Annotated in this window: 26 protein-coding genes; 13 read left to right on the top strand and 13 right to left on the bottom strand. The window is 65.2% G+C overall.

The genetic code is table 11. The features are described from left to right. Positions 1–17: 17 nt before the first annotated feature. Positions 18–2243 carry a 3-hydroxyacyl-CoA dehydrogenase NAD-binding domain-containing protein gene (locus CI41S_RS25120; RefSeq protein WP_139861996.1) on the top strand — a complete coding sequence of 742 codons (2226 nt, stop codon included), beginning with the start codon at positions 18–20 and terminating at the stop codon, positions 2241–2243. A 526-nt stretch (positions 2244–2769) separates the two neighbouring features. Here the strand turns inward: CI41S_RS25120 and CI41S_RS44610 are convergent. Next, the gene (locus tag CI41S_RS44610) at positions 2770–3180 is read right to left on the bottom strand and encodes a hypothetical protein (RefSeq protein WP_229176593.1); all 411 of its coding nucleotides are present in this window, start codon (positions 3178–3180) and stop codon (positions 2770–2772) included. A 149-nt stretch (positions 3181–3329) separates the two neighbouring features. Continuing rightward, a complete protein-coding gene (gene gstA, locus CI41S_RS25105; protein ID WP_139861995.1) occupies positions 3330–3947 on the bottom strand; it encodes a glutathione transferase GstA in 618 nt (205 codons plus the stop codon). 131 nt (positions 3948–4078) lie between these two features. On the opposite strand from gstA, the gene CI41S_RS25100 reads away from it, so the two are divergent. From CI41S_RS25100 to CI41S_RS25090, 3 genes are all read left to right on the top strand, one after another. Then, a complete protein-coding gene (locus CI41S_RS25100; protein WP_139486843.1) occupies positions 4079–4615 on the top strand; it encodes a MarR family winged helix-turn-helix transcriptional regulator in 537 nt (178 codons plus the stop codon). A 93-nt stretch (positions 4616–4708) separates the two neighbouring features. Continuing rightward, positions 4709–6079, top strand: a complete 1371-nt coding sequence (locus CI41S_RS25095; protein WP_139486844.1) for a glutamate--cysteine ligase — start codon at positions 4709–4711, stop codon at positions 6077–6079. Positions 6080–6232: 153 nt separating this feature from the next. Further along, positions 6233–6787, top strand: a complete 555-nt coding sequence (locus tag CI41S_RS25090) for a PAN domain-containing protein (protein ID WP_172628183.1) — start codon at positions 6233–6235, stop codon at positions 6785–6787. Between the two features lie 107 nt (positions 6788–6894). Here CI41S_RS25090 and CI41S_RS25085 read toward each other — a convergent pair whose 3' ends face one another. From CI41S_RS25085 to CI41S_RS25065, 5 genes are all read right to left on the bottom strand, one after another. Next, entirely contained in the window at positions 6895–7461 is a 567-nt protein-coding gene (locus CI41S_RS25085; protein WP_139861993.1) for a nucleotidyltransferase family protein, read from the bottom strand. 13 nt (positions 7462–7474) lie between these two features. Next, entirely contained in the window at positions 7475–7816 is a 342-nt protein-coding gene (locus tag CI41S_RS25080) for an MmcQ/YjbR family DNA-binding protein (RefSeq protein ID WP_139861992.1), read from the bottom strand. Positions 7817–7929: 113 nt separating this feature from the next. Next, complete coding sequence (gene lepB, locus CI41S_RS25075; RefSeq protein ID WP_139486848.1) at positions 7930–8706, bottom strand: signal peptidase I; 777 nt, start codon at positions 8704–8706, stop codon at positions 7930–7932. Continuing rightward, entirely contained in the window at positions 8706–10130 is a 1425-nt protein-coding gene (gene tldD / locus CI41S_RS25070) for a metalloprotease TldD (protein WP_139861991.1), read from the bottom strand. The genes lepB and tldD overlap by 1 nt, the downstream gene beginning before the upstream one ends. Before the next feature lie 538 nt (positions 10131–10668). After that, positions 10669–11202: an invasion associated locus B family protein gene (locus CI41S_RS25065; protein ID WP_139861990.1), complete on the bottom strand. Its 534-nt coding sequence runs from the start codon at positions 11200–11202 to the stop codon at positions 10669–10671. Positions 11203–11681: 479 nt separating this feature from the next. Between CI41S_RS25065 and coxB the strand changes: the two genes are divergently transcribed. From coxB to CI41S_RS25025, 8 genes are all read left to right on the top strand, one after another. Next, positions 11682–12521 carry a cytochrome c oxidase subunit II gene (coxB, locus tag CI41S_RS25060; protein WP_139486851.1) on the top strand — a complete coding sequence of 280 codons (840 nt, stop codon included), beginning with the start codon at positions 11682–11684 and terminating at the stop codon, positions 12519–12521. Positions 12522–12598: 77 nt separating this feature from the next. Then, a complete protein-coding gene (ctaD, locus tag CI41S_RS25055; protein WP_139861989.1) occupies positions 12599–14227 on the top strand; it encodes a cytochrome c oxidase subunit I in 1629 nt (542 codons plus the stop codon). A gap of 62 nt (positions 14228–14289) precedes the next feature. Next, entirely contained in the window at positions 14290–15228 is a 939-nt protein-coding gene (locus CI41S_RS25050) for a heme o synthase (RefSeq protein WP_139861988.1), read from the top strand. 28 nt (positions 15229–15256) lie between these two features. Beyond that, positions 15257–15421 carry a CoxF protein gene (locus CI41S_RS25045; protein WP_172627177.1) on the top strand — a complete coding sequence of 55 codons (165 nt, stop codon included), beginning with the start codon at positions 15257–15259 and terminating at the stop codon, positions 15419–15421. A gap of 5 nt (positions 15422–15426) precedes the next feature. Further along, the gene (locus CI41S_RS25040) at positions 15427–16068 is read left to right on the top strand and encodes a cytochrome c oxidase assembly protein (RefSeq protein WP_139861987.1); all 642 of its coding nucleotides are present in this window, start codon (positions 15427–15429) and stop codon (positions 16066–16068) included. A gap of 105 nt (positions 16069–16173) precedes the next feature. Further along, the gene (locus CI41S_RS25035) at positions 16174–17070 is read left to right on the top strand and encodes a cytochrome c oxidase subunit 3 (protein ID WP_139486856.1); all 897 of its coding nucleotides are present in this window, start codon (positions 16174–16176) and stop codon (positions 17068–17070) included. A 121-nt stretch (positions 17071–17191) separates the two neighbouring features. Then, the gene (locus CI41S_RS25030) at positions 17192–17578 is read left to right on the top strand and encodes a DUF983 domain-containing protein (RefSeq protein ID WP_139486857.1); all 387 of its coding nucleotides are present in this window, start codon (positions 17192–17194) and stop codon (positions 17576–17578) included. Beyond that, positions 17575–18336 carry an SURF1 family protein gene (locus tag CI41S_RS25025; RefSeq protein ID WP_139861986.1) on the top strand — a complete coding sequence of 254 codons (762 nt, stop codon included), beginning with the start codon at positions 17575–17577 and terminating at the stop codon, positions 18334–18336. Before CI41S_RS25030 ends, CI41S_RS25025 begins: the two co-directional genes overlap by 4 nt. 6 nt (positions 18337–18342) lie before the next feature. On the opposite strand, the gene CI41S_RS25020 is transcribed toward CI41S_RS25025, so the two are convergent. The 6 genes from CI41S_RS25020 to CI41S_RS24995 form a co-directional block, all read right to left on the bottom strand. Further along, positions 18343–19059 carry a dihydrofolate reductase family protein gene (locus tag CI41S_RS25020; RefSeq protein WP_139861985.1) on the bottom strand — a complete coding sequence of 239 codons (717 nt, stop codon included), beginning with the start codon at positions 19057–19059 and terminating at the stop codon, positions 18343–18345. Positions 19060–19441: 382 nt separating this feature from the next. After that, positions 19442–20386, bottom strand: coding sequence for a DUF1259 domain-containing protein (locus CI41S_RS25015; RefSeq protein ID WP_139861984.1), 945 nt, complete (start codon positions 20384–20386; stop codon positions 19442–19444). Between the two features lie 47 nt (positions 20387–20433). Continuing rightward, positions 20434–20763, bottom strand: coding sequence for a hypothetical protein (locus tag CI41S_RS25010; RefSeq protein WP_139861983.1), 330 nt, complete (start codon positions 20761–20763; stop codon positions 20434–20436). Between the two features lie 42 nt (positions 20764–20805). Beyond that, positions 20806–21039, bottom strand: coding sequence for a PepSY domain-containing protein (locus CI41S_RS25005; protein WP_172628182.1), 234 nt, complete (start codon positions 21037–21039; stop codon positions 20806–20808). A 57-nt stretch (positions 21040–21096) separates the two neighbouring features. Continuing rightward, positions 21097–22488: a chromate efflux transporter gene (gene chrA, locus CI41S_RS25000; RefSeq protein ID WP_139486862.1), complete on the bottom strand. Its 1392-nt coding sequence runs from the start codon at positions 22486–22488 to the stop codon at positions 21097–21099. Beyond that, positions 22485–23303 (bottom strand): chromate resistance protein ChrB domain-containing protein, encoded by an 819-nt coding sequence (locus tag CI41S_RS24995; RefSeq protein ID WP_139861982.1) that lies wholly within the window; start codon positions 23301–23303, stop codon positions 22485–22487. Before CI41S_RS24995 ends, chrA begins: the two co-directional genes overlap by 4 nt. Before the next feature lie 506 nt (positions 23304–23809). Between CI41S_RS24995 and CI41S_RS24990 the strand changes: the two genes are divergently transcribed. Beyond that, positions 23810–24889 carry a Cj0069 family protein gene (locus CI41S_RS24990; RefSeq protein ID WP_139861981.1) on the top strand — a complete coding sequence of 360 codons (1080 nt, stop codon included), beginning with the start codon at positions 23810–23812 and terminating at the stop codon, positions 24887–24889. The last annotated feature ends 7 nt before the right edge of the window (positions 24890–24896 follow it).

The following is a 24896-nucleotide window of genomic DNA, read 5'->3' as shown; positions in this document are numbered from 1 at the left end:
CGAGGGGAGCGAACAACATGGCCTACAAGAATTTCAAGTTCGAGACCGATGCCGACGGCATTGCGCTGGTCACCTGGGACATCCCGGGCCGCTCGATGAACGTGTTCGACGAGCTCTCCAACCAGGAGCTCGGCGAGATCATCAAGCAGACCACGAGCGATGCCGCGATCAAGGGTGTGGTCATCACTTCGGCCAAGGAGGCGTTCTGCGCCGGCGCCGACCTCTCGATGCTCGAGGGCATGAACCACGCCTATGCCAAGCTCCTGAAAGAGAAGGGCGAGGAAGCCGCCAACCAGATGCTGTTCGAGCAGAGCCGCCAGATGTCGCTGGCGTTCCGCGCGATCGAGACCTCCGGCAAGCCGTGGGTCGCCGCGATCAACGGCCTCGCGCTCGGCGGCGGCTTCGAGGTCACGCTGGCCTGCCACTATCGCGTCGCCGCCGACAATCCGAAGACCCGGCTCGGCCTGCCCGAGATCAAGGTCGGCCTGTTCCCCGGCGCTGGGGGCACCCAGCGCGTGCCGCGTCTCGTGCCGCCGCAGGATGCGATGACGCTGCTGCTCAAGGGCGAGGCGGTCAAGCTCGACCGCGCCAAGGCGCTCAATCTGATCCACGCCATCGTTCCCGCCGCCGATCTGATCAAGGCGGCGAAGGACTGGATCAAGGGCGGCGGCAAGGCCGTCGCGCCGTGGGACGAGAAGGGCTTCAAGCTGCCCGGCGGCCCGGTCTTCTCCAAGATGGGCATGCAGATGTTCCCGGCCGGCAACGCGATCTACCGCCGCGAGACGTTCGACAATTATCCGGCCGCGCGCGCCATCATGAGCTGCGTCTATGAAGGTCTGCAGTTGCCGATCGACGCCGCGCTGCGCGTCGAGTCGCGTTACTTCACGAGTGTGCTGCGCTCGAAGGAAGCGGCGGCGATGATCCGCTCGCTGTTCCTGTCGATGCAGGAGCTCAACAAGGGCGCGCGCCGCCCGGCCGGCGTGCCGCCGACCAAGGTGAAGAAGCTCGCCGTGATCGGCGCCGGCTTCATGGGCGCCAGCGTCGGTTACGTCTCGGCGCAGGCCGGCATCGACGTCGTGCTTGTCGATCGCGACCAGGAGAGCGCCGACAAGGGCAAGGGTCACGCCAAGAGCGTGGTCGACGGCCAGGTTGCCAAGGGCCGCATGAAGCAGGAGGCGGGCGACGCCATTCTCGCGCGCATTACGGCGACGGCCGACTACAACGCGATCAGCGACTGCGACCTCGTCATCGAGGCCGTGTTCGAGGACCGCAAGGTCAAGGCCGATACCTATGCCAAGGCGCAGCCGCTGCTCAAGTCCGGCGCGATCTTCGCCTCCAACACCTCGACCTTGCCGATCAACTCGCTCGCGGAAGAATTCAAGGACCAGGGCAAGTTCATCGGCATCCACTTCTTCTCGCCGGTCGAGAAGATGATGCTGGTCGAGATCATCCTCGGCAAGAACACCGGCGACGTCGCGCTGGCGACCGCGCTGGACTATGTGCGCGCCATCGGCAAGACCCCGATTGTTGTGAACGACTCCCGCGGCTTCTTCGCCAACCGCTGCGTGATGCGCTACATCGCCGAGGGCAACGAGATGCTGCTCGAAGGCGTGCCGCCGGCGATGATCGAGAACACCGCCAAGATGGCCGGCATGCCGGTCGGCCCGCTGTCGCTGCAGGACGAGGTCGCGCTCGATCTCGGGCTGAAGATCACCAAGGCCACCGAGGCCGATCTCGGTCCCAACGCGGTCGACCAGGCGCAGAAGAAGCTGATGGTCGAGATGGTCGAGAAGCAGGGCCGCTTCGGCCGCAAGAACGGCAAGGGCTTTTACGACTATCCGGAAAAGGGCAAGGGTCAGAAGAGCCTGTGGCCGGGGCTCGCCAGCCTGCAGCCGAAGCAGCTCGACCCCGACACGCTCAGCGTCGAGGAATTGAAGCAGCGCTTCCTGGTGGCGCAGGCGGTGGAAGCTGCGCGCACGGTCGAGGACCACGTCATCACCGACGTGCGCGAGGCCGATGTCGGCTCGATCCTCGGCTTCGGCTTCGCCCCGTTCACCGGCGGCGCGCTGTCCTATATCGACTTCATGGGCACGAAAAATTTCGTCGCGCTGTGTCACAGCTTCGAGAAGAAATACGGCTCGCGCTTCACGCCGCCGAAACTGCTGGAAGAGATGGCCGCCAAGGGCGAGACCTTCTACGGCCGCTTCCCGCCGAAGAAGCCGGCGGCGCAGGCCGCGGAGTAGTTCTCGTCGCCGAAGCGGCGTCCTAACCTCCCCTTGAAAAGGGGAGGTCGCTTTGCTCGCAGAGCAAAGCGGGTGGGGATCAACTCTCTCCACGAGCGACGGTGCGTGTGGCCGACCCCCATCCCGACCTTCCCCCTTTCAGGGGGAAGGAGAAGACTTGTAGCCCGGATGGAGCGCAGCGAAATCCGGGGCGTTTTCTGCCGATGCGCCTGCCCCGGATTGCGCTGCGCTCCATCCGGGCCACGTGGTCGGATCAAATCTCGTCATCGCCGCCGCGCTGTCACGCCGGTCAAACTACCGCCACGCTAGCTCCCCGCGAGCACCATGCTTGCTCCGTACTGGCACCACTCTTGCTGCTGAATCGATAGCCGTCCGCGACCACGTTCAGCGCCAAAGGTGTTCCGTCATGAGTTCCCTGGTGTTCCGAAAAGACGCTGCCGACACTGCGGCGAAAAGCGCGCCGGTTGGCTTGCTGCGCCTGCCGTCGGGCCGCGGGTGGCTGCTTCGGCTGCGCCGCAAGGGGCCCTCATGGGCGGGCCTGGCGCTGCTCCTTCTTGCCGCGGATCTGCTGCTGGCGCTGGCCGCCTGGGGCGCCGTCGATTTCTTCCGCCATTGAGCTGTCGGCCCGCGGAGCGAAAGACATCCCGGCGAGATAGGCGAGCTGACAGGCCACGAGGCTGCCGACCACGAGCGCAACCCCGCCGGCGAATCCAAAGCCGTTGGACTGCAGCACGATCGCGGCCAGCAGCGCGACCGCCGGCGACACCAGCAACAGCGCCCAGACGCGCAAGTATAAGCCGGTGGCCAGACCGGCCAGCACGCTCGCGAACAACAGGGTAATGGCGATCGTCACATTTTTAGACCAGTTGGAGCGGAGGGCACGCCGCAGGTCATAGTGGGTCAGTTGGATCGCGTGAACAAGAACGGCAACGCCCAACGCGCGAACAACGCCGACTCATTGTTAATCACTACAATACCGATCAAATTGTTTGGTTCCGGCGCGCCTGCCTGAGGAAGAGAATCAGCGTGCACAAAAAAGAGCCGGATCGGCGATCCGGCTCTTTCGCTTTCATTGCGATCGCGAGCTCACGCCGCCTTGAGCAGGCCTTCCTTCTTCAGCGCTTCCTGCACCTTCGGGCGCGCTGCGACGCGGGCCTTGTAGGCGGTGACATTGGGCAGCGCCGAGAGATCGAAGCCGAGCCGGTCGGCTGCCCACATGATCATGGTGAAGAGGTAGCCATCGGCGACGGTGAACTGGCTGCCCATCAGATAGTCGCGGCCGGCGAGTTGGCTCTCGACATATTTGAACTTGCCCATCGCGCGGTCCCTGAAGAACGCCTTGGCGTCGTCGGCGAGCACCGGCGAGAACATCGGGCCGAGATTCTTGTGCAACTCGGTGGTGATGTAGTTCAGCCATTCGAGCAGCTTGTAGCGCTCGTTGGAGTCGCGGGCCGGCGCCAGCTTCTTGTCGGAAACCTTGTCGGCGATCATCTGGATGATGATCGGCCCCTCGGTGACCATCTCGCCGGAATCGAGCGCCAGCGCGGGCACCTGGCCCTTGGGGTTCACTTGCCAGAAATCGTCGCCGCTTTCGAGCTTCTTGGCGCGCAGGTCGACCTTGACCAACTCATAGGGCAGGTCGGCTTCGAGCAGCGCGATGTGGGGGGAGAGGGAGCAGGCACCGGGGGAGTAATAGAGCTTCATGGGGGGTATTCCTTCCCTTGTTCTTGGCAGCCGGAGAGGGATTGCCTACATGCACCTGCATGAAATAGTCAAGATTGATGCAGATGCATTCAGTGCGGTACACTGGGTTCCGGGACCTTATGGGCTAGACCATGAAACGCAAGCTATCGACCGAGGCGACGGCCGCCTGGATCCGCCTGATGCGGGTGCCGAGCCGGGTGCTTGACTGTGTCGAGCAGGATCTGAAGAAGGCCGGCTATCCGCCGCTCGCCTGGTACGATGCCCTGCTCGAGCTGTCGCGCGCCCCGTCCGGCGAGCTGCGCCCGGTCGAGCTCGAGCGGCAAATGCTGATCCCGCAATATTCGACCTCGCGGCTGATCGACAAGCTGGTCGACGAGGGGCTCGCCGCCCGGCGCGAATGCAAGATCGACAAGCGCGGCCAGTTCGTCGAGATCACCGAGGCCGGGCGCGACTTGCAGAAGCGGATGTGGAGCGCCTATTCGGCCGCGATCGACAAGCATGTCGGCTCCAAACTGTCCGATGCCGAGGCCGCGAGACTCTGCGGCCTGCTCGACCGCCTCGGCTGCTCCTGCAGCGACGCCAAGGCCGATGCAAAGGCCGACGCAAAGGCCGACACCAAGAGCGAGACCAAGGCCGCGCCTGCGCGAGACAGTGTGCCTGCCCGATGATCGTCCTGACCCCATCATCCGCGCGCCACGGGGCCCGCGGATACCCTTGCCACCGCGCGCCTTCGATCGAAGCGCCCTTGAGTTGGATTTCGTATGGCGCGTGACCAGATCGACATGACGCCGCTTGAGTCGCGCGACGAACTCGTGGCGTGGCTTGAAGCCGGCGTGAAGCCCGAGTCCGAATTCCGGATCGGCACCGAGCACGAGAAGACCCCGTTCACGCTCGACGGCCATCAGCCGGTGCCTTACGCCGGCGCCAAAGGCATCGGCGCGCTGCTCGAGGGCATGAAGCTCCTGCTCGGCTGGGAGCCGATCATGGAGCGCGGCAACATCATCGGCCTCTACGACGTCACCGGCGGCGGCGCGATCTCGCTCGAGCCGGGCGGCCAGTTCGAATTGTCGGGCGCGCCGGTCGAGACCGTGCACCAGACCCAGGCCGAGCTGATGGCTCACCTCGCGCAGGTGCGCGAGATCGCAACGCCGCTCGGCATCGGCTTCCTCGGCCTCGGCATGACGCCGTCCTGGTCGCGGGCGCAGATCCCGGTGATGCCGAAGGGCCGCTACAAGATCATGCGCAACTACATGCCGAAGGTCGGCAAATACGGCCTCGACATGATGTTCCGTACCTGCACGGTGCAGACCAATCTCGACTTCTCCTCCGAAGCCGACATGGTCAAGAAGCTGCGGGTCTCGCTGGCGCTGCAGCCGGTCGCGACCGCGCTGTTCGCCAACTCGCCGTTCACCGAAGGCAAGCCGAACGGCTTTCTGTCGTTCCGCTCCGAGATCTGGCGCGACACCGACAATGCGCGCTCCGGCATGCTGCCGTTCGCGTTCGAGGACGGCATGTCCTTTGAGCGTTATGTCGACTACGCGCTCGACGTTCCGATGTATTTCGTCAAGCGCGGCGACGACTATATCGACGTCTCGGGCTCCTCGTTCCGCGATTTCTTTGCCGGCAAGAACAAGACGTTCCCCGGCGAGCGCCCGACGCTGTCGGACTGGGCCAATCATCTGTCGACGATCTTCCCCGAGGTGCGGCTGAAGCGGTATCTGGAGATGCGCGGCGCCGACGGCGTGCCGTGGGGCCGGTTGCCGGCGCTGCCGGCGTTCTGGGTCGGCCTGCTCTACGACAATGACAGTCTCGATGCCGCCTGGGACATCGTCCGCCACTGGACCGCGCCGGAGCGGCAGGCGTTGCGTGACGACGTGCCGCGTTTCGGCTTCAAGTCGCGGATCAAGGACCGCTATCTGTTCGAGATCGCCAAGGAGTGCCTGATCCTGTCGCATGCCGGCTTGCGCCGGCGTGGCCGCATCGACCATCTCGGCCGCGACGAGAGCCGCTTCCTCGAGCCGTTGGAGCGCATCATCGAAGCCGGCCGCTCGCCGGCCGAGGAGATGCTGGACAAGTACAACGGCGCCTGGAAGGGCTCGGTGGAACCGGCGTATCAGGAATACGCGTTCTAGCTCCAAGGGGCCTCAGCAATGAACTGAAACACGCGGCTTGCGGCGGCGATGTCGCATCGCCGGTCACGCGCCGTTCATCCGCCGTACAGGTTCATGGCGTTCAAATGACGCCCCGCGAAATGCGCGGGGCTGCGCGAATTTGAAAGCAAACTCATGGAGATAGGCCGCCTCTTCAGGGCGTGTGTGGCGACGTTCGCAATTTTTGCGGCGCTGCTCGTCGCGCGTCCGGCATTGGCGCAGTCGAGTTTCGACCGGCCCGGCGGCGACTACATGAATTCGCCGGTGGCCACGGGCGATCCCGCCGATTGCGCGCTTGCCTGCGAGCGCGACCGCCGCTGCCGTGCCTGGAGCTTCAACTATCCGACCGACGTCGCCGCGGGCGCAGTGTGCTGGCTCAAGAGCACGGTACCGGCCCGCGTGCCGGATTCCTGCTGCGTCTCCGGCGTGCGCGGCGCCGGCGTGGTCGAGCCGCGCTCCGGCCCGATCGAGACCTCGATCGACCGCTTCGGCGGCGACTACAAGAATTTTGAATTGAAGGCCGCCGAGGGCGACGGGGCCTGCCAAGCCGCCTGCACCGCCGACAACAAGTGCCGCGCCTGGACCTATGCCCGCCCCGGCTACGCCGGCCGCGACGCGCATTGCTTCCTGAAGAAAGACATCAAGCCGCCGCGCCGCAAGGCGGGGTTCACGTCGGGCGTGGTGCGCTGACGCGCGAAGCTCCGTAGCCCGGATGCAGCGAAGCGTAATCCGGGAAAGTCCATCCGGGGCAAGAGCGGCCCCGGATTACGCTTCGCTGCATCCGGGCTACAAGGCACCTACTCCGCCGCCAAGACCGTGATCTCCGGCCACAGCGCCTTCCAGCGCGCGGCCTTCTTGGCGTAATTCGCCGCGGAGAAATTCGCGGTGCGGTTCGGCCGCACGATCATGGCGGCGACATCGTCAAAACCGTTCGGCGCGTAGATCTCGTAGCCATCGCTGCTGCGGCGAATGCCGATCCGCGTGTTCTCGGTGAGGAAGCGGTCGATGCCGTCGGTCGATCGCGACAGCGGCGGGTAAGGCAGGCCGTGCTTCTCGGGATACCAGAGATGGACGCGGGCCTGGTTGCGCGCCTCGATCTCTGCGCCGAGATGGCCAAGGCGCGCCTGCAATGCGCGGATCACGGCGTCCTCGGCTTCCCATGAGGGATCGGGATCGAAATAGAACACGTCGTAGTCGCTGATGCCGTGATCGACCGGACGGTTCGTCAGCACGTTCCAGACGGTCTGCACGAGGCAGCCGGAGACCAGCCACGCGTCGGGCAAGGCAAGGCGATGCAGTTCGTCGGTGATGATGCGGTTGGCCGGGTTGCGAAGCGCCGCGTCAAGGAATTGGTCGGAGTTCATCGATGAACCGTGGCTACATCGTCGCGTCATACTCCTTCACCGCCTTGTTCGAGGCCAGCGTGCGCCAGTGCCGGCGCAGCAGCGGCTCGACGCTGGCGCGCCTCGCCTTCGACAGGCGGATCAGTACGGTCGGATAGTCGCGATAGTGATCGGTGAAATAGAACACGCTCGGCTGGCGCTCGACCAGCATGTCGCGTTCGTCCGGCGGCACGCCCGGCATCACCAGGCTGTCGCCGTCCTCCCTCAGCCGCACCAGCAGCTTCTTGCGCACTTTCAGCGCCGGCGTGCCGTAGGAGGTGCCGTCCTCGACCTCCGGCCACGTCAGCGCAAGAGTTCGGATGTCGTCGAAGGTCACAGTGCCCCACGAGAACGTAGCCCGGATGAGCGCAGCGATATCCGGGGCAGGTCTATCCGCGGTGAGAGCGATCCCGGATGTCGCTTCGCTCATCCGGGCTACGGCAGGCTCGTTCAATGCACCGAGGTGAAGAACCGGGCGAGGCGGAAGCCCGAGAGCCATGTGTAGACCGGCTGGCTGCGGATGCCGAGGTCCCAGGAGCCGACCACCGCATCGGCGCGGCCGATCAGATTGTCGATCGGCAGCAGTCCGACGCCGCCGTCGCGCACCGGCACGCGGCTGTCGGCCGAATTGTCGCGATTGTCGCCGAGCACGAACAGTTCGCCCGGCGGCACCGTCACCTCGGCGGTGTTGTCGAGCCGGCCGTTGTCGCGGATCTTGAAAATGGCGTGGCTGACGCCGTTCGGCAGCGTCTCGACATAGCGATAGGCTTCCTCGCCGCCGCCGCGATCGTCCTCGGCGAAGCCGGTGCCATCGGGCTTCAGCGCCGCCGGATGATCGTTGATGAAGAGCTGGCCCTGTCGCATCTGGATGCGGTCGCCGGGCAGCCCGACCACACGCTTCACCCACGCTTGAGAACGATCGCCCGGCCAGCGGAACACAACCACGTCGCCGCGCTTCGGCGTCTCGCCGAACACCCGGCCGGTTTCCGGCAGCGTGATCTGGATCGGCAGCGAGGCAGCGCCGTAGCCATAGGGGTATTTCGAGGCGACCAGTGCGTCGCCGATCAGGAGGGTCGGCTCCATCGAGCCCGACGGCACGTAGAACGGCTCGGCGATTGCGCCCTTGGCGAGGAACACGACGGCCACGATCGCGACCAGTTGCGCCGCCTGTCCGCGCCAGGTCGACTGCTTCGGCTTCGCCGCCGCTACCTCGTTTCCGCTGCTCACTAGCCTGTTCCTCCGACCGTAATCCGTTCCATCCGCAGCGTCGGCTGGCCGACGCCGACCGGCACGCCCTGGCCGTTCTTGCCGCAGGTGCCGATTCCCGTGTCGAGCGCAAGATCGTTGCCGATCATGGTGATCCTGTGGAGATCGGTCGGCCCGTTGCCGATCAGCATGGCGCCCTTCAGGGGTGCGCCGAGCTTGCCGTTCTCGATCTTGTAGGCCTCGGTGCACTGGAACACGTATTTGCCCGAGGTGATGTCGACCTGGCCGCCGCCGAAATTCGCGGCATACATGCCGTTCTTCACCGAGGCGATGATCTCGGCCGGGTCGCGGTCGCCTGAGAGCATGTAGGTGTTGGTCATACGCGGCATCGGCACATGGGCATAGCTCTGCCGCCGGCCGTTGCCCGTGGGCTTCATGCCCATCAGGCGGGCGTTCTGGCGGTCCTGCATGTAACCGACCAGAATGCCGTCTTCGATCAGCACGGTGCGGTTGGTCGGCGTGCCTTCGTCGTCGATCGAAAGCGAGCCGCGGCGCGAGGCCATGGTGCCGTCGTCGACCACGGTGACGCCCTTGGCGGCGACCTGCTTGCCCATCAGGCCTGCAAAAGCCGAGGTCTGCTTGCGGTTGAAATCGCCCTCGAGCCCGTGGCCGACCGCCTCATGCAGCATCACGCCGGGCCAGCCGGCGCCGAGCACCACGTCCATCTCGCCGGCGGGCGCAGGGACCGATTCCAGATTGACCAGCGCCTCGCGCAGCGCGCCGTCGGCGGCATCGCGCCAGGCCTTGGTCTCGATGAAGCGCGCATAACCCTCGCGGCCGCCATAGCCCTTGCTGCCGCTCTCCTGCCGGTCGCCCTGGCCGGCGACCACGGAAATGTTGACGCGCACCAGCGGGCGGATGTCGCGATAGCTCTCGCCGTCGGGCCGCACGATCTCGACCACCTGCCAGGTCGCGGTCAGGCTGGCGGAGACCTGCCGCACCCGCGGATCCTTGTCGCGGACATAGGCGTCGATCTCGCCAAGCAACTTCACCTTGGCCTCGAAGGCCGGGCCGTCGAGCGGGTTCTCGTCGCCATAAAGCTTTACGTTGGTGTGCGCCGGCGCCGCCGCGAACGTTCCCGCGTAACCGCCGCGCACCGCCGCGACCGCGTCGGCCGCGCGGATCAGCGCCGGGATCGACACATCGGAGGAATGCGCATAGCCGACCGCGTCGTCCTTGACCGCGCGCAGGCCAAAACCCTGTGAGGTGTCGTAGGTCGCCTGCTTCAGCCTTCCATTGTCGAACACCAGCGCCTCGGTCTGCCCGAACTCCAGAAACAGTTCGCCGTCATCGGCGCCGGCAAGCCCGCGCGCCACCTCGCGGCGGACGGCATCACGGTCGAGTTTGGCGCGGTCGAGCAGGGAGGTCGTGGCAGGATTGGTCATCAGCGATCGTCCGTTGTCGGGGAGATTCGATCCAAGATAGTGGTTTGGCGCCCGTTCCGCGAGAGGCCGCAGCACACGTTGCCGAGACCATGGATAGTGTCGAATAGTTCCGGTCCGGGATGAACATTCGGAAAGCTTCCACGGACCCTCGATACGGTGGCGCGGGAGCGGCGCACCAAAATGCCGAAAAACAACCCCATGCAAAGTAGCACGCGGCTGACGGCGTTCGACACAGCGACTGTGCGACGAGGCGCTTGACACGTCGGGCAACTCAGGGATATTCTTCCACTATTCCGAAATCTGGCAGGCGCCACTCGCCCGGGGCACGGGCATGACGAGCTATGGGCATGGCCGATAGCCATATGCGATAGCCCTGCTCTTGCGGGGGAAGGGGAAGACAGATTCGGGCTGCGCCAACAGAACGGACCCCGTAGGCCCTAAAGCGCGATGGGATCAGGTTGAATCACCATCGCGCTTTAGCTCCTTGTTTGAGCATGATCTTTTCGGAAAACCGCTTCGCACTTTTCCGGATCATGCTCTAGGGCAATTTGTCATACCCCTCGCTGAGCCCGTTCAGGCTGAGCGGGAAGCCGATGCCTTCTTCCGGCGTCTCGAAGATGATGAAGGTCGCGGTCTTGGCGTTCTTGAGCTGGCCGAGCAGCTTGTCGTCCATCACGACCTCGGCCACGCAGCCATTGGGCAGGCATCTGACAAAACCGGCGCGGCCGACGTCCTGGTTGTCGAGCTTGAGGCCGAGGCCGGAGGGGAGCAGGACGCCGAGCGGGGCGACCACGCGCATCAGGCGGCTCTTCTGGTCGGCGGTTTTCAGCACGATCACGGTGAGGCCGGCATTGGAGCGGTCTTCCGCTACCACGCTCTGGATCAGCGCGCATTGTTCTGCCTGGGCGCCCGGCGGGGTGTCGCAGCGGATCTGCCAGTCGCCATGGACCGAGCGCACCGCGCCCTGCGCGTTTGTGGCCTGGGTCAGACCGAGCGCGAACACCACCGCCAGCAGGCCGCCGAGCCAGCCGGCCAGCGCCTTTCGTCTTGCCTGAACGTCTGAAACGCCCATCCGGGTCGATCCTCTGATGTTGGGTCCGGCCGTTCCGGCCGCCGGTAGCACGCAACAGTCGACTGATACCCAATGACGGCGCCTTGAAGGCGAATCTTCAGCTATTCCCGCGCCGGATTGAGGCGTCCCACCGCGAATCAGGTTCCTGCGGGCCGCCTCGTCTGTGGGTACATCTGGCAATTCCCCTGTCAAGCAGGTGGACAATTTGTCCGGCGACTTTCGCTTGATTTTGCGGGAAAAATCCGCCGCTGCAGGTTAGCCGCACGCGCATGGCTTTCGGTCCCACTACTGCATTGCGAGCGCCTGCGAATTATGGTTTGAGAGGCTGGATTTCGACGCGTTCTAGCGATCTGGCTCCCGTACCCACCTTGACTTGACGACGGGTACGTCCGGTAGGCCATTTGTCAGGGCGGATCGTGCTGCATTTCCGGCCAAATGCCGGAAGTGCTTTGGGGAATTATCTAGGGAGCGCGAGCGGCATGAAGATGTCGATTGGCCGGATGGGCCGACAATTGCTGGGGGTGGCGGTGGCGGGCATGGCGTTTGTCGCCGCAGGACCGGCATCTGCCGAAATGGGTCAGCCGGCGCCGTGGGAGCACACGCTGCAGGAAGCCGCGACCCCGGTGATGGAAAACATCATCTGGTTTCACAATTTCCTGCTGGTGCTGATCACCGTCATCACGCTGTTCGTGCTGGCGCTGCTCGTGATTGTGGTGGTGAAGTTCAACGCCAAGGCCAACCCGGTCCCCTCCCGGACCACTCACAACACGCTGATCGAGGTGGCCTGGACGCTGATTCCGGTGCTGATCCTGGTCGGCATCGCGGTGCCGTCGTTCCGCCTCTTGTTCCTCGAGCTCGACGTGCCGAAGCCGGACCTGACGGTGAAGGTGACCGGCAAGCAGTGGTACTGGTCCTACGGCTATCCGGACAACGGCAAGTTCGAGTTCGACTCGCTGCTCGACAAGGACAAGGCGCCGCGTCTTCTCGGCGTCGACAACGAGATGGTTGTGCCGGTCAACAAGGTGGTGCGGGTGCAGACCACCGGTGCCGACGTGATCCACTCCTTCGCGGTGCCGGCGTTCGGCATCAAGATCGACTCGGTGCCGGGCCGCCTCAACGAGACCTGGTTCAAGGCCACCAAGACCGGCATGTTCTACGGCCAGTGCTCGGAACTGTGCGGCAAGGACCATGCCTTCATGCCGATCGCGGTCAGGGTCGTCAGCGACCAGGAATTCGCGACCTGGGTTGAAGGGGCGAAGAAGAAGTTTGCGACCAACCCGGCGAACTCCTACGCCTCGGCTGGTCAGGCGGCGCAGTAAGCAGCAGGCTTACGCGCGAAGAATAAGGGCGACGGGACCGCAAGGCCCGAGAGGGACTGCAAGGCAGGATTTGGAACATGGCTACTGGTGCTGCGACTCACGGCGATCACGCCCAAGATCATGGACATGATGATCACGCCCATCATCCGACCGGATGGCGGCGCTATCTCTACTCCACGAACCACAAGGACATCGGCACGATGTACCTGGTGTTCGCGGTGATCGCAGGCATCATCGGCGCCGCGATGTCGATCGCGATCCGCGCCGAGCTGATGTATCCGGGCGTCCAGATCTTCCACGAGACGCACACTTACAATGTGTTCGTGACCTCGCACGGCCTGATCATGATCTTCTTCATGGTGATGCCGGCGATGATCGGCGGGTTCGGCAACTGGATGGTGCCGCTGATGATCGGCGCGCCCGACATGGCATTCCCGCGCATGAACAACATCTCGTTCTGGCTGCTGCCGGCCTCGTTCGCGCTGCTCCTGATGTCCACCTTCGTCGAGGGTGAGCCGGGCGCCAACGGCGTCGGCGCGGGCTGGACCATCTACGCGCCGCTGTCGACCTCGGGCCATCCGGGGCCAGCGGTCGATTTCGCGATCCTGTCGCTGCATCTTGCCGGTGCGTCGTCGATCCTCGGCGCTATCAACTTCATCACCACGATCTTCAACATGCGCGCGCCGGGCATGACCCTGCACAAGATGCCGCTGTTCGTGTGGTCGATCCTGGTGACGGTGTTCCTGCTGCTGTTGTCGCTGCCGGTGCTCGCCGGTGCGATCACCATGCTGCTGACCGACCGCAATTTCGGCACCACCTTCTTCGCCGCTGACGGCGGCGGCGACCCGGTGCTGTTCCAGCATCTGTTCTGGTTCTTCGGCCACCCCGAAGTGTACATCCTGATCCTGCCGGCGTTCGGCATGATCAGCCAGATCGTCTCGACCTTCGCGCGCAAGCCGGTGTTCGGCTATCTCGGCATGGCCTACGCCATGGTCGCGATCGGCGGCATCGGCTTCGTGGTGTGGGCGCACCACATGTACACCGTCGGCATGTCGTCGGCGACGCAGGCCTATTTCGTCGCCGCCACCATGGTGATTGCGGTGCCGACCGGCGTGAAGATCTTCTCCTGGATCGCCACGATGTGGGGCGGCTCGATCGAGTTCAAGGCGCCGATGATTTGGGCGATCGGCTTCATCTTCCTGTTCACCGTCGGCGGCGTCACCGGCGTCGTGCTGGCCAATGCCGGCGTCGACCGCGTGCTGCAGGACACTTATTACGTGGTGGCGCATTTCCACTACGTGCTGTCGCTCGGCGCCGTGTTCGGCATCTTCGCCGGCTGGTACTACTGGTTCCCGAAGATGTTCGGCTACATGTACTCGGAGACCATCGCCAAGGCGCACTTCTGGTTCACCTTCGTCGGTGTCAACCTGGTGTTCTTCCCGCAGCACTTCCTCGGCCTGTCGGGCATGCCGCGCCGCTATGTCGACTATCCGGATGCGTTCGCCGGCTGGAACCTGATCTCGTCCTGGGGCTCCTACATCTCCGGCATCGGCGTCCTGATCTTCATCTACGGCGTGATCGATGCCTTCGTGCGCAAGCAGCAGGCCGCGGCCAATCCGTGGGGTGCGGGTGCGACCACGCTGGAATGGACGCTGCCGTCGCCGCCGCCGTTCCACCAGTTCGAAGTGCTGCCGCGCGTGCAGTAAGTCAAAGACCGCGCGGCGCATCCAAAGTGCGCCGCGCTTTTTGAGAGAAAAGAGACCAGATCTTGTCGGTTGTCGATCACAACGCCGTCGAGTTGCCGCGGATTTCCGAGGCCGAAGTGGGCGACTACATCGCGCTGCTGAAGCCGCGCGTGATGTCGCTGGTGATCTTCACCGCACTGGTCGGGCTGATGATCGCGCCGGTGCATGTGCATCCGGTGCTGGCGTTCACTGCGATCCTCTGCATCGCGGTCGGCGCCGGCGCGTCCGGCGCGCTCAACATGGCCTATGAGGGCGACGTCGACGCGCTGATGACGCGCACCGCCAACCGGCCGATCCCGCGCGGCCGCATCACCCAGGCGGAAGCCGCCGCGTTCGGCATCACGCTCGCCTTCTTCTCGGTGATGACGCTCGGCATTCTGGTCAACTGGGTGGCCGGCGCGCTGCTGGCCTTCACCATCTTCTTCTATGCCGTGATCTACACGATGTGGCTGAAGCGCTGGACCACGCAGAACATCGTGATCGGCGGTGCCGCCGGCGCGCTGCCGCCGGTGGTGGCGTGGGCCGCGGCGACCGGCTCGCTGTCCACAGAGCCGATCCTCTTGTTCCTGATCATCTTCTTCTGGACCCCGCCGCACTTCTGGGCGCTGGCGCTGTTCCGCAGCGACGATTATGCGCGCGCCGGCATTCCGATGCTGCCGGTGGTCGCCGGCCCCGACGCCACCCGGCTACAGATCCTGCTCTACACCATCGTGCTGGTTGCGATCGCGCTGGCGCCGTGGCCGCTCGGCTATTTCGACGCCATCTATGGCGTGACCTCGCTGGTAGCAGGCGCCGGCATGCTGTGGCTCGCCATCGACGTCTACCGCCGCCGCGAGGGCACGGCGGCCAACCGCGCCACGCGCCGGCTGTTCGCCTTCTCGATCCTTTATCTGTTCGCGCTGTTTGCCGTCCTCCTCGCCGAGGTCGTGATCCGTGCGATTGTGCCTGTCATCACCGGGTAGGGCGAAGATGGGGGCGCAAGGGATATCGATGGACGACAATCGCGAGCCAGAAGGAATCGTCCTCACCGAGGCGCAGCTGAAGAGCCGCCGCCAGCGCTCGATCGCCATTGCGCTCGCGCTCGGCGTTCTCGTCGTGCTGTTCTTCGCCGTCACCATCGTCAAGGGGCCGGCCGTGCTGGTGCGGCCGCTGTGAGCGAGATGGCGAACCAGCCCCCCATGCAGCCGCCGCCGGCAAAGGCCGTGAAGGTGACGCGCCGCACCCTGACGCGCGACGCCGTGGTGGCGTCGGTCTGCGGCTTCGTCGTGGTGCTGATGGTCGGCGCCTCCTATGCGGCAGTGCCGTTCTACAACTGGTTCTGCCGCACCACCGGCTTCAACGGCACCACCCAGGTCGCAACCTCGACGCCGTCGGACGCGCCGCTCGCGCGCACCATTACGGTCAGCTTCGATTCCAACGTCGCGCCGGGCCTGCCTTGGAAGTTCGAGCCCGAGCAGAACAATATCGACGTCAAGATCGGCCAGGTCGTCACCGTCTATTACACGGTGACCAACCAGTCGGCGCGCACCACCACCGGACAGGCGTCCTACAACGTCGCGCCGCTGACGGTCGGCGCCTACTTCCAGAAGATCAACTGCTTCTGCTTCACCGAGCAGACCATGGCGCCGGGCGAGAAGCGCGAGATGGCCGTGGTGTTCTATGTCGATCCTGAACTGGCCAAGGACAGCGAGAACGACACGCTGAAGACGATCACCCTGTCCTACACCTTCTTCCCCGTGCGCGACGCAGCGCCGAAGCCCGTGGCGTCGGGCGAGGCGGATCAGCGCAAGGGCAGTTTGTGATGCGCCCATGATCCGGCAAGCGCGGGGCGGTTGCGGGGTCATGGTCGAGAGATGAAACGATGAGATGTAAGACGTGCCTTGCGGCACGCGAATGGAGAGACGGCAATGGCTGAGGCGCAAGTCAAGCATCACGACTATCATCTCGTCGACCCGAGCCCGTGGCCGGTGGTCGGCTCGATCTCGGCCTTCATCATGGCGGTCGGCGCGGTCGGCTGGATGCATCACATGTACTCGGCGGCGCCGATCGTGTTCGGCATCGGCACCGTCGGCGTGCTCTACACCATGGCGAGCTGGTGGGGCGACGTGATCAAGGAGGCCCAGTACAAGGGCGACCACACCCGCGTGGTGCAGATCAGCCACCGCTACGGCATGATCCTGTTCATCGCCTCCGAGGTGATGTTCTTCGTCGCCTGGTTCTGGGCCTTCTTCAACGCGGCGCTGTTCCCGGCCGACGCCGTTCACGCCACCCGCGACGCGGTGTTTGGTTGCGGCGCCGGCACGGCGATGGGCGCCTGCAGCGTGCCCGGCACCTGGCCGCCGAAGGGCATCGAGACCTTCGATCCCTGGCACCTGCCGCTGCTCAACACCCTGCTGCTGCTGACCTCGGGCACCACCGTCACCTGGGCGCATCATGCGCTGCTGGAGAACGACCGCCAGGGCCTCAAGCAGGGCCTGATCCTGACCGTGATCCTCGGCGCCTGCTTCACCTGCGTGCAGGCCTATGAGTACGCCCATGCGGCGTTCTCGTTCGGCGGCAACGTCTATGGCGCGACCTTCTTCATGGCGACCGGGTTCCACGGCTTCCACGTGCTGGTCGGCACCATCTTCCTCCTGGTCTGCCTGTTCCGCGCCTATGCCGGCCATTTCACGCCGAAGCAGCACCTCGGCTTCGAATTCGCCGCCTGGTACTGGCACTTCGTCGACGTGGTCTGGCTGTTCCTGTTCATCTGCATCTACGTCTGGGGCCGCGGCGCCGAGACCATTGCGCACGCCGCGCACTAACCGCTTCCCTGATGTGCTAGAGAGGGGCGGCCGCAACGGCCGCCCTTTTGTTTTCGAGAGCATGATCCGGAAAAGTGGTAGCCGGTTTTCCGCAGAGATCATGCTCCAACAAAGAGCCAAGATGACCGAACCTCTGCCCACCGTGACCGAGAGCGCCCTCCGCGGCATCGCCTGCCGCTGTCCGCGCTGCGGCAAGGGCAAGCTCTATGCCGGCTTCCTGACGCTGGCGCCGCGCTGCGAGCGTTGCGGCCTCGACTACGCCTTCATCGACGCCGGCGACGGACCGGCGGTCTTCATCATCATGCTGGCCGGCGCCGTCGTGGTCGCGGCCGCGCTGATCGTCGAGGTCAAGTACCAGCCGCCGTTCTGGGTTCATGCCGCGCTCTGGCTGCCGCTGATCCTCGTCACCACCATCCTGCCGCTGCGTTCCATGAAGTCGCTTCTGATCGCGCTGCAATTCCACCACAAGGCGGCCGAAGGCCAGTTGATCCAGCGCGACCCGAAATGAACGACATCACGACGCGGCGGTCGAGCGCCGCCGGCTTCGGCATCTTCACCCTGATCCTGATCGCGGTCTTCGTCGCCCTCGGCGTCTGGCAATTGCAGCGCCGGGTCGAGAAGCATGCGCTGATCGCAACGCTGGACGCCCGGCTCTCCGCCGCGCCGGAAGCGCTGCCGCCGCCATCGGCGTGGCCGGCGCTGTCGTCGGCCAAGGACGAATTCCACCGCTTCAACTTCACCGCGACCTACGCAAAACTGCCGGACGCGATGGTCTACAGCTCCGGCTCCGCGGTGCGCGACGACATCTCAGGTCCCGGCACCTGGGCGTTCCTGCCGGCCAAGCTCGCCAGCGGCGAGACCATCGTGATCAACGCCGGCTTCGTGCAGAACACGATGCAGGACCGCGCCTTCGAGGATCGCGTCGCTGCGCGCCTCGTCACCGGCGCGCCGGTGACGATGACCGGCTATCTCCGCTACCCCGAGCCGCCGGGCCGGCTGACGCCGAAGGAAGACACGGCGAAGCGGCTCTGGTTCGTGCGCGATCACCGCGCGATGGCCCGGGCGCTCGGCTGGGGTGAGGTGGCGCCGTTCTACATCGACCTCGAAGCGCCGGTGCCGGACAGCGGCACACCGAAGCCGGGCCCGCTCAAGGTGCGTCTCAAGGACGACCACATGCAGTACGCCATCACCTGGTTCTCGCTCGCCGCCGCCGTCAGCATCGCCTTCGGCCTGTGGTGGCGTGGCCAGCGCCGCAAGGGGGCTTGAGGAGTCTCAGGTCGGTACGCGCTCCACCGCGTGACGCAGCCAGACCATGCCGCCGTCCAGCGTCTCGCAATGGGTCAGCCGCAGCGCCTGTCCGGCGCCGGGGCGATCGCCCTCGGGGCCGTGATAGTCGACGATGCATTGCGATCCGGCGACGCCATCGACCGCCGGGAAGATCAGCGTGCTGAACTCGTCGATCAGCCCAGCCTTGAGGAACGCGCCGTTGATGCCGCCGCCGCCTTCGAGCAGCAGCGTCCTGGCGCCGAACAGGCGGCCAAGCTGCTCCATCGCAGCGGGCAGATCGTCGCCCTTGGCGCCGGCGAAGATGTAGGACGCGCCGTCCTCGCGCAGCTCGGCGAGATGACCGTCGGAGACCTCTGCGCCCAGCACCGCGACGGCGTGATCGCCGCCGACATTGTCCTTGCCGAAATGCACGCGGCCCGACGGGTCGATGCCGATCGCGAGCTTGCGGCCGTCGCGATGGCCGAGATGCGCCTCGCGCGGAAATTTTGGCGGGTTGGCGATCTGCCGCTGCGATCCCTTGGCCATCTCGTTCATGGTGACGCGGCCGATGATCCACCCATCGGCGCCGAACTCGTCGTGGATCCGCTCATAATGTCCGCGCAGCACCTCGCGCGAGATGCCCGCCGCCGCCTGCGTGAAACGGCTGGGATGCAAGCGGCCGTCGATCGACGTGCCCATGTGGCAGATGATGTGGGGACGCATGGAGCTGCTCTTTTTGAAATGGGATGCGGACCGCGGGTGCGGCGAGATGGGATGCATCTTCCATTTAGGCCGGTGCGGCCGAGCGCTCAACGCCCATCGCGGCGCGATGTTTCAACTTTGGTTGTGCGATGTGCCTTGATGGTGAGGTGAGCACGTAGGTCAGGCTCCCTCCCCCCTTGCGGGGGAGGGTCGGGGAGAGGGGTAAGCCCCAGGCGAGATGATCGATGCAAGAACACGGCTCTCGCAATCTTGCCTGCGTCGTCGACACTTCTTTGAGAGAGCGCGTCGTGTGGCCACCCCTCTCCCTAACCCTCCCCCGCAAGGGGGGAGGGAACCCTAACGCCGGTGGCTCCATCACGGCGTGCTCTATCAAAGAGCCGCCTCAGCTCCTGGTGCTCGCCGTCTTGTCGAGCGCGGCGCGCAGGCCGTTTGCAAGCTTGATGGCGTCGTCGTTGGCCCAGAAATGCATGAAGAACAGGCGTGGCTGTTCGTCCAGCATATGCGAGTGCAGCGCGGTAATCGCGATGCCGTGGGTCTTCAGCGCCATGATCACCGGGTTCACCTCGTCGTTGGTCAGCACGAAGTCGCCGGTGATGGCCGCCTTGCCGCCGCCGGTCGGCTGGAAGTTGATGGCGATCGCAACGCCCATTGGCCCGACCGGCGTCAACGCCATTCCGTCCTCGGTGACCGGATCGCGGCGCGGCACGTTGAACTGGTAGACGCCGCCATTGGCCTGGCCCTTGACGCCGATGATCTGGTCGAGCTGCGCGGTGTCGAGATCGACCGCGGGCGGCGGCGCGGTCGATGCCGGGATCGAAAGCGGCGTCTTGCTCTCGGCCAGCGCATCGCGGATCGCGCTCGCAATCTTGGCCGGGTCGCCGTGGCCGGCGACGTGCATGTAGAAGGTCGCAGGACTAGCGCCAAGCAGATGGTTGTGCACGGCCGTGATCTGCAGGCCGTTCGCGATCATCTTCGCCATCACCGGGTTGATCTCGGATTCGAGCAGCACCAGGTCGCCCATCGCCATGACGCCATCATGCATGGGCTTGAACGCGACCCATCCGCCGAGCGCCAGCGCCGGCTTGATGGTGACGCCGTCAAGCGTCACCGTGAGATCGCTGCGCGGAAAGCCGTAGCGGTGCACGTCGCCGCTGACCGCCGGCTTTCTGCCCAGCGCATCGTCGACCTTCTGCCAGTCGATTGCCTGTGCATGGGCCGCCGAGACGAACGGCTCGTTGAACACCTGCCAGTCGATCTTTTGCGCGCTTCCGCCTGTCGCGAACAGGCAGGCACTGACGCCGATCAGCGCCGAAATGGTGGTTCTCATGGGAGCACTCCTGTGAAGCTGAATACGATGCGTCAAAAACCGCGGCGCTATTCCTTCGAGAGCCCGACGATGGTCCGGACCCCGGAAACGGTCTGCACCGAGACTGCGACGGGATCGCCGAAGCGGACGGCGTTGAAGAGCAGGCCGTCCTGCACCTTGAATGGCTCGGTGTGGTCCGCTGACAGGCGTAGCCTGATCGTGTCGCTGCGTTCGTCGATGCTGTCGACGACACCGCGCACGATCTGCGGCGCCGGCGCGTGGATCCCGGCCGCTTCGGCCGATACGGCTTGCTGCTGCTCGCTGCCGTCGGTCGGCGCAGCGAGCGTTGCGGCAGGCCACAGCAGGGCGGCCGCCAGAGCTAATGCTGGTTTGATCATGATTGTTCCTTCATTCGCTTCGATTGGGGGCGCGCAGCGGTCTCAGTGCTGTTCCTTGACCTGACCGCTGCTGTCGATGACGAGCCGAACGGGCTTGCCGTTCTTCATCGCCTTTGCCGTGATGCCTTCGGCCGTCGATTTGACGTCGCGGACCTCGGCGTAACCGGCGGCTTGAAGCTTTGCGACGAGTTCGTCCTGCGTCAGGGCATGGGCGGGCACGACAGTGCCCGCGATCGCGAACGCAAGGATCAGTTGGGAGAGTTTTGGTTTCTGCATGGTTGTTCTCCTGGTTGTCTGTGCTGCCCCAGGTTCTCGAAATACGCGCCTGCCCGTTCAGATGATGCCCGCCAGCCGCAGCAGAACGCCCGTGATGCAGGACGCGGCGAGGACGCTGAGCATCCCCACGTTGAAGCGGAAAATCGCAAGCGCGGCGGCGGCCGACAGCGCCAGTGCCGGCCAATCGATGCTGCCCGGCACCGGCGCGTCGAACGCCAGGCCAAATCCGTGCACGGGAAAGGTCTGGCGAAACAGCGTGTGCAGCGCGAACCAGATCGACAGATTGAGGATCACGCCGACCACGGCCGCGGTGATCGCCGATAGCGCGCCCGCCAGCGCCTTGTTGCCGCGCAGCGCTTCGATGTAGGGGGCGCCGACGAAGATCCACAGGAAGCACGGCGTGAAGGTCACCCAGGTCGCGAGCAGCCCGCCGAGCGTGCCGGCGAGCATCGGCGACAGCCCGCTGGCCTCGCGGAACGCAGCCATGAAGCCGACGAACTGCACCACCATGATCAGCGGTCCGGGCGTCGTCTCGGCCATGCCGAGGCCATCGAGCATCTCGCGCGGGCTGACCCAATGATAATATTCGGCCGCCTGCTGTGCGACATAGGCGAGCACGGCGTAGGCGCCGCCGAACGTCACCATCGCCATCTTGCTGAAGAAGATCGCGATCTGGCTGAACACGTCGTCGGAGCCGAGCGCGATCAGCAGCGCGAACACCGGCACCAGCCAGAGCGCCAGCCACACCGCGCCGACCCGCAATGTGCGCGCGGCATCGGGGCGGACGTGATCCGGCACCGCTTCACCGAGCATGCTGTCGATCACCGCGGAATTCTTGCCGTTATGCTCGATCGCGGCGAATTCGGGCCGGCCGAGGCGAGCCCCGACCAGTCCGGTGACGGCGGCGGCCACGATGATCAAGGGAAACGGCACGCCGAAGAAGAAGATCGCGACGAAGGCGATCGCCGCCAGCGCGATCATCACGCGATTGCGCAGCGCGCGCTTGCCGACCCGCACCACCGCCTGGATGACGATGGCGAGCACCGCGGCCTTCAGGCCGAAGAACAACGCCTCGACGAAGCCGACATTGCCGTAGGCCGCATAAATGTAGCTCAGCCCCATGATGGCAAAGACGCCGGGCAGGATGAACAATCCGCCCGCCACGATGCCGCCGAGCGTCCGGTGCAGCAGCCAGCCGATATAGGTCGCAAGCTGCTGGGCCTCGGGGCCCGGCAGCAGCATGCAGTAGTTGAGGGCGTGCAGGAAGCGGCCCTCCGAGATCCAGTTCTTCTCCTCGACCAGAATGCGATGCATCACGGCGATCTGGCCGGCCGGTCCGCCGAAGCTCAGGATCGCGACGCGCATCCACACCAGCAGCGCCTCGTTGAACGAGATGCCGTGCGCGTGTTCCTGCGCGTTGCCCTTTCGCGTTGCTGCGACGTCGCTCATGGCTTCACCTTGCTGGTCGGCCAGTTGTGCGTCTCCCTGGTCGCGTCGCGGCACCAGCGGTAGAACGCATCGTAGAGCAGCATGCCGGCGCTCAGTTGCTCGAGATCGTCGTCGAACATGCGCGACAGACCGAGCGAGGCCGCGAGCAGTCCGGGCGCCTCCGGCGACAGATCGAGCCGCGCGGTATCGGCGGCCCGCACCATCATCGAGAGCCGCTCCAGCGCCGGCGTCGACAGGCCGAATTCCTTGACCATCACGTCGAAGGTGCAGAGCTCGCCGCGATGGCTCCAGAACACGTTCTCGATGTCGAACGGCGTCGCCTCGAAGCGTTCGGCGACGGCCTCGACTTCAGCCGAGGTGACGAACAGGAACACGGCCGACGGATCGACAAAGCGGCGGATCAGCCAGGGGCAGGCGATGCGGTCGATCTTCGGCCGCGACCGCGTCACCCATACCGTGCGGCCGCGTTTGTCACGCTTTGGAATCTTGTCGGCGGGAACGGTCGGAAGTTCCGCCTCCCGCCAGGCGAGGTGGCCGCCCTCGAGGACTTCGGCGGTGATGTTGCCGCAGCGGAGCCAGGCGGCGGTGCCTTCGCTCAGCTTCTGCCCCTTCTGGCAGACCACGACCACGGATTGGCCGGTGAGGCGTGAGCCCCACTCCTGGACGTCGAGATGGGAGTGCCGGACCGCGCCCGGAATCAGCCGCGGATCGGCGGCGAAATCCTCATCGAGGCGGACGTCGACGAGCGTCGGCGCCTTGGCCGTGCCGATGAGACGAGACAACTTTTCGGATGAGATCGATGTGTATGACGACATGGTGCGCCCTTGGTGAACAGGACGCGATTCTTGGGCATGTCGCCTCGCGGGGAGATCGCACATCCCCGTACCCTCAATAAAAAACTAATGCCCCTCGCTGTCAACGGCCTTGCCGGATGGGGGAGAAGCGCGATGTTTCAACTTTGCTTGTGCGTGTCTCCTGGTGGTGAGGTGAGCACACTGGTCAGGCTCCCTCCCCCTTGCGGTGGAGGGTTGGGGAGAGGGGTAAGCCCCGGGCGATATGATTGATGGGAACACGGCTCTCTTGCAATCTCGCGCGCTTATCCAGTGCAAACCGAAAGAGCACGTCGTGTGGCCACCCCTCTCCCTAACCCTCCCCCGCAAGGGGGGGGAGGGAACCCTTCCGCCGGTGGCTCCATCACGGCCTTCCATCTTGAAACCTAGACAAGGCCGTCTAGATTAAAGCGCACGGGGGAACGGCAGACCCCCCGCGAGACTTCGGTCCAAGCTCTGCGCGACACACAATCCCGTCGTGGAGCTTTGATATGGACATCGAACACTACGTTCCCCCTCGTACCAGAATTGCGATCCTGTGCCGCGGCGATGCTGCGATGCGCCGCGGGGCGACCGCGTACAACAGCCGTTTCGTTCGCGTCTTCGACGCACTCGCCGCTTGCGGCATTGAGGCTATTCCCGTCATCTACGACGAGAGCTTCGCCGATGATGTCCGCGAGCAACTGCTGACCGTGGACGGCGTGCTCGTCTGGGTCGATCCGATCCATCAGGGCAAGACCCGTGCGGAGCTCGATCCGCTGCTCCGCGAGGTCGCGGCGAAGCGCCCGTGGGTCAGCGCCCATCCGGACGTCATCCTCAAGATGGGCGTCAAGGAGGTGCTGTACCGCACGCGTCATCTCGGCTGGGGCGCCGACACGCACCGCTACGACACCGCAGCCGCGTTCCGCGCCGAATTTCCGTCGCGGCTCCGCACGGCCGGTCCGCGCGTGCTCAAGCAGAACCGCGGCAATGGCGGGCAGGGCGTCTGGAAGGTCGAAGCCGTGCCGAATGCGGACGCGACCGTTCGCGTGCTGCATGCGCTGCGCGGCAGCCGGCCGGAGCAGATGCCGCTGGACGAATTCATGGCGCGTTGCGAGCCGTATTTCGGCTGGGGCGGCTGCATCATCGACCAGGCCTTTCAGCCGCGCCTGCCCGAGGGCATGATCCGCTGTTACGTGAGCGGATCGAAGGTCGCGGGTTTTGGGCAGCAGCTGATCAAGGCCTTGATCCCGCCGCCCGCGGAAGGCCCTGACGCACCCGAGGCCCAGCCCGGACCGCGCATCATGCACGGCCCCGACGCGCCGCAATTCCAGACGCTGCGCAGGCTGATGGAGCACGAATGGATCCCGCAACTGTCAGCGACGTTCGAGATCGACGAAGCGTCGCTGCCGGTGATCTGGGATGCGGATTTCCTCTACGGTCCGCGCGATGCCGATGGCGCCGACACCTACGTGCTCTGCGAGATCAACGCGAGCTCGTGCTTTGCGATTCCCGACGAGGCACCGGCGGCGATCGCACGGACGGTGCGCGAGCGTCTGCGTCAGGCTGCCGGAGCGGGTGTCGGCCGATAGAGTTCGT

The sequence above is a fragment of the Bradyrhizobium ivorense genome (assembly GCF_900696085.1).
GTDB lineage: Bacteria > Pseudomonadota > Alphaproteobacteria > Rhizobiales > Xanthobacteraceae > Bradyrhizobium > Bradyrhizobium ivorense.
Note: the sequence above shows the minus strand (reverse complement) of the source record. Positions and strands in the feature narration are given on the sequence as shown.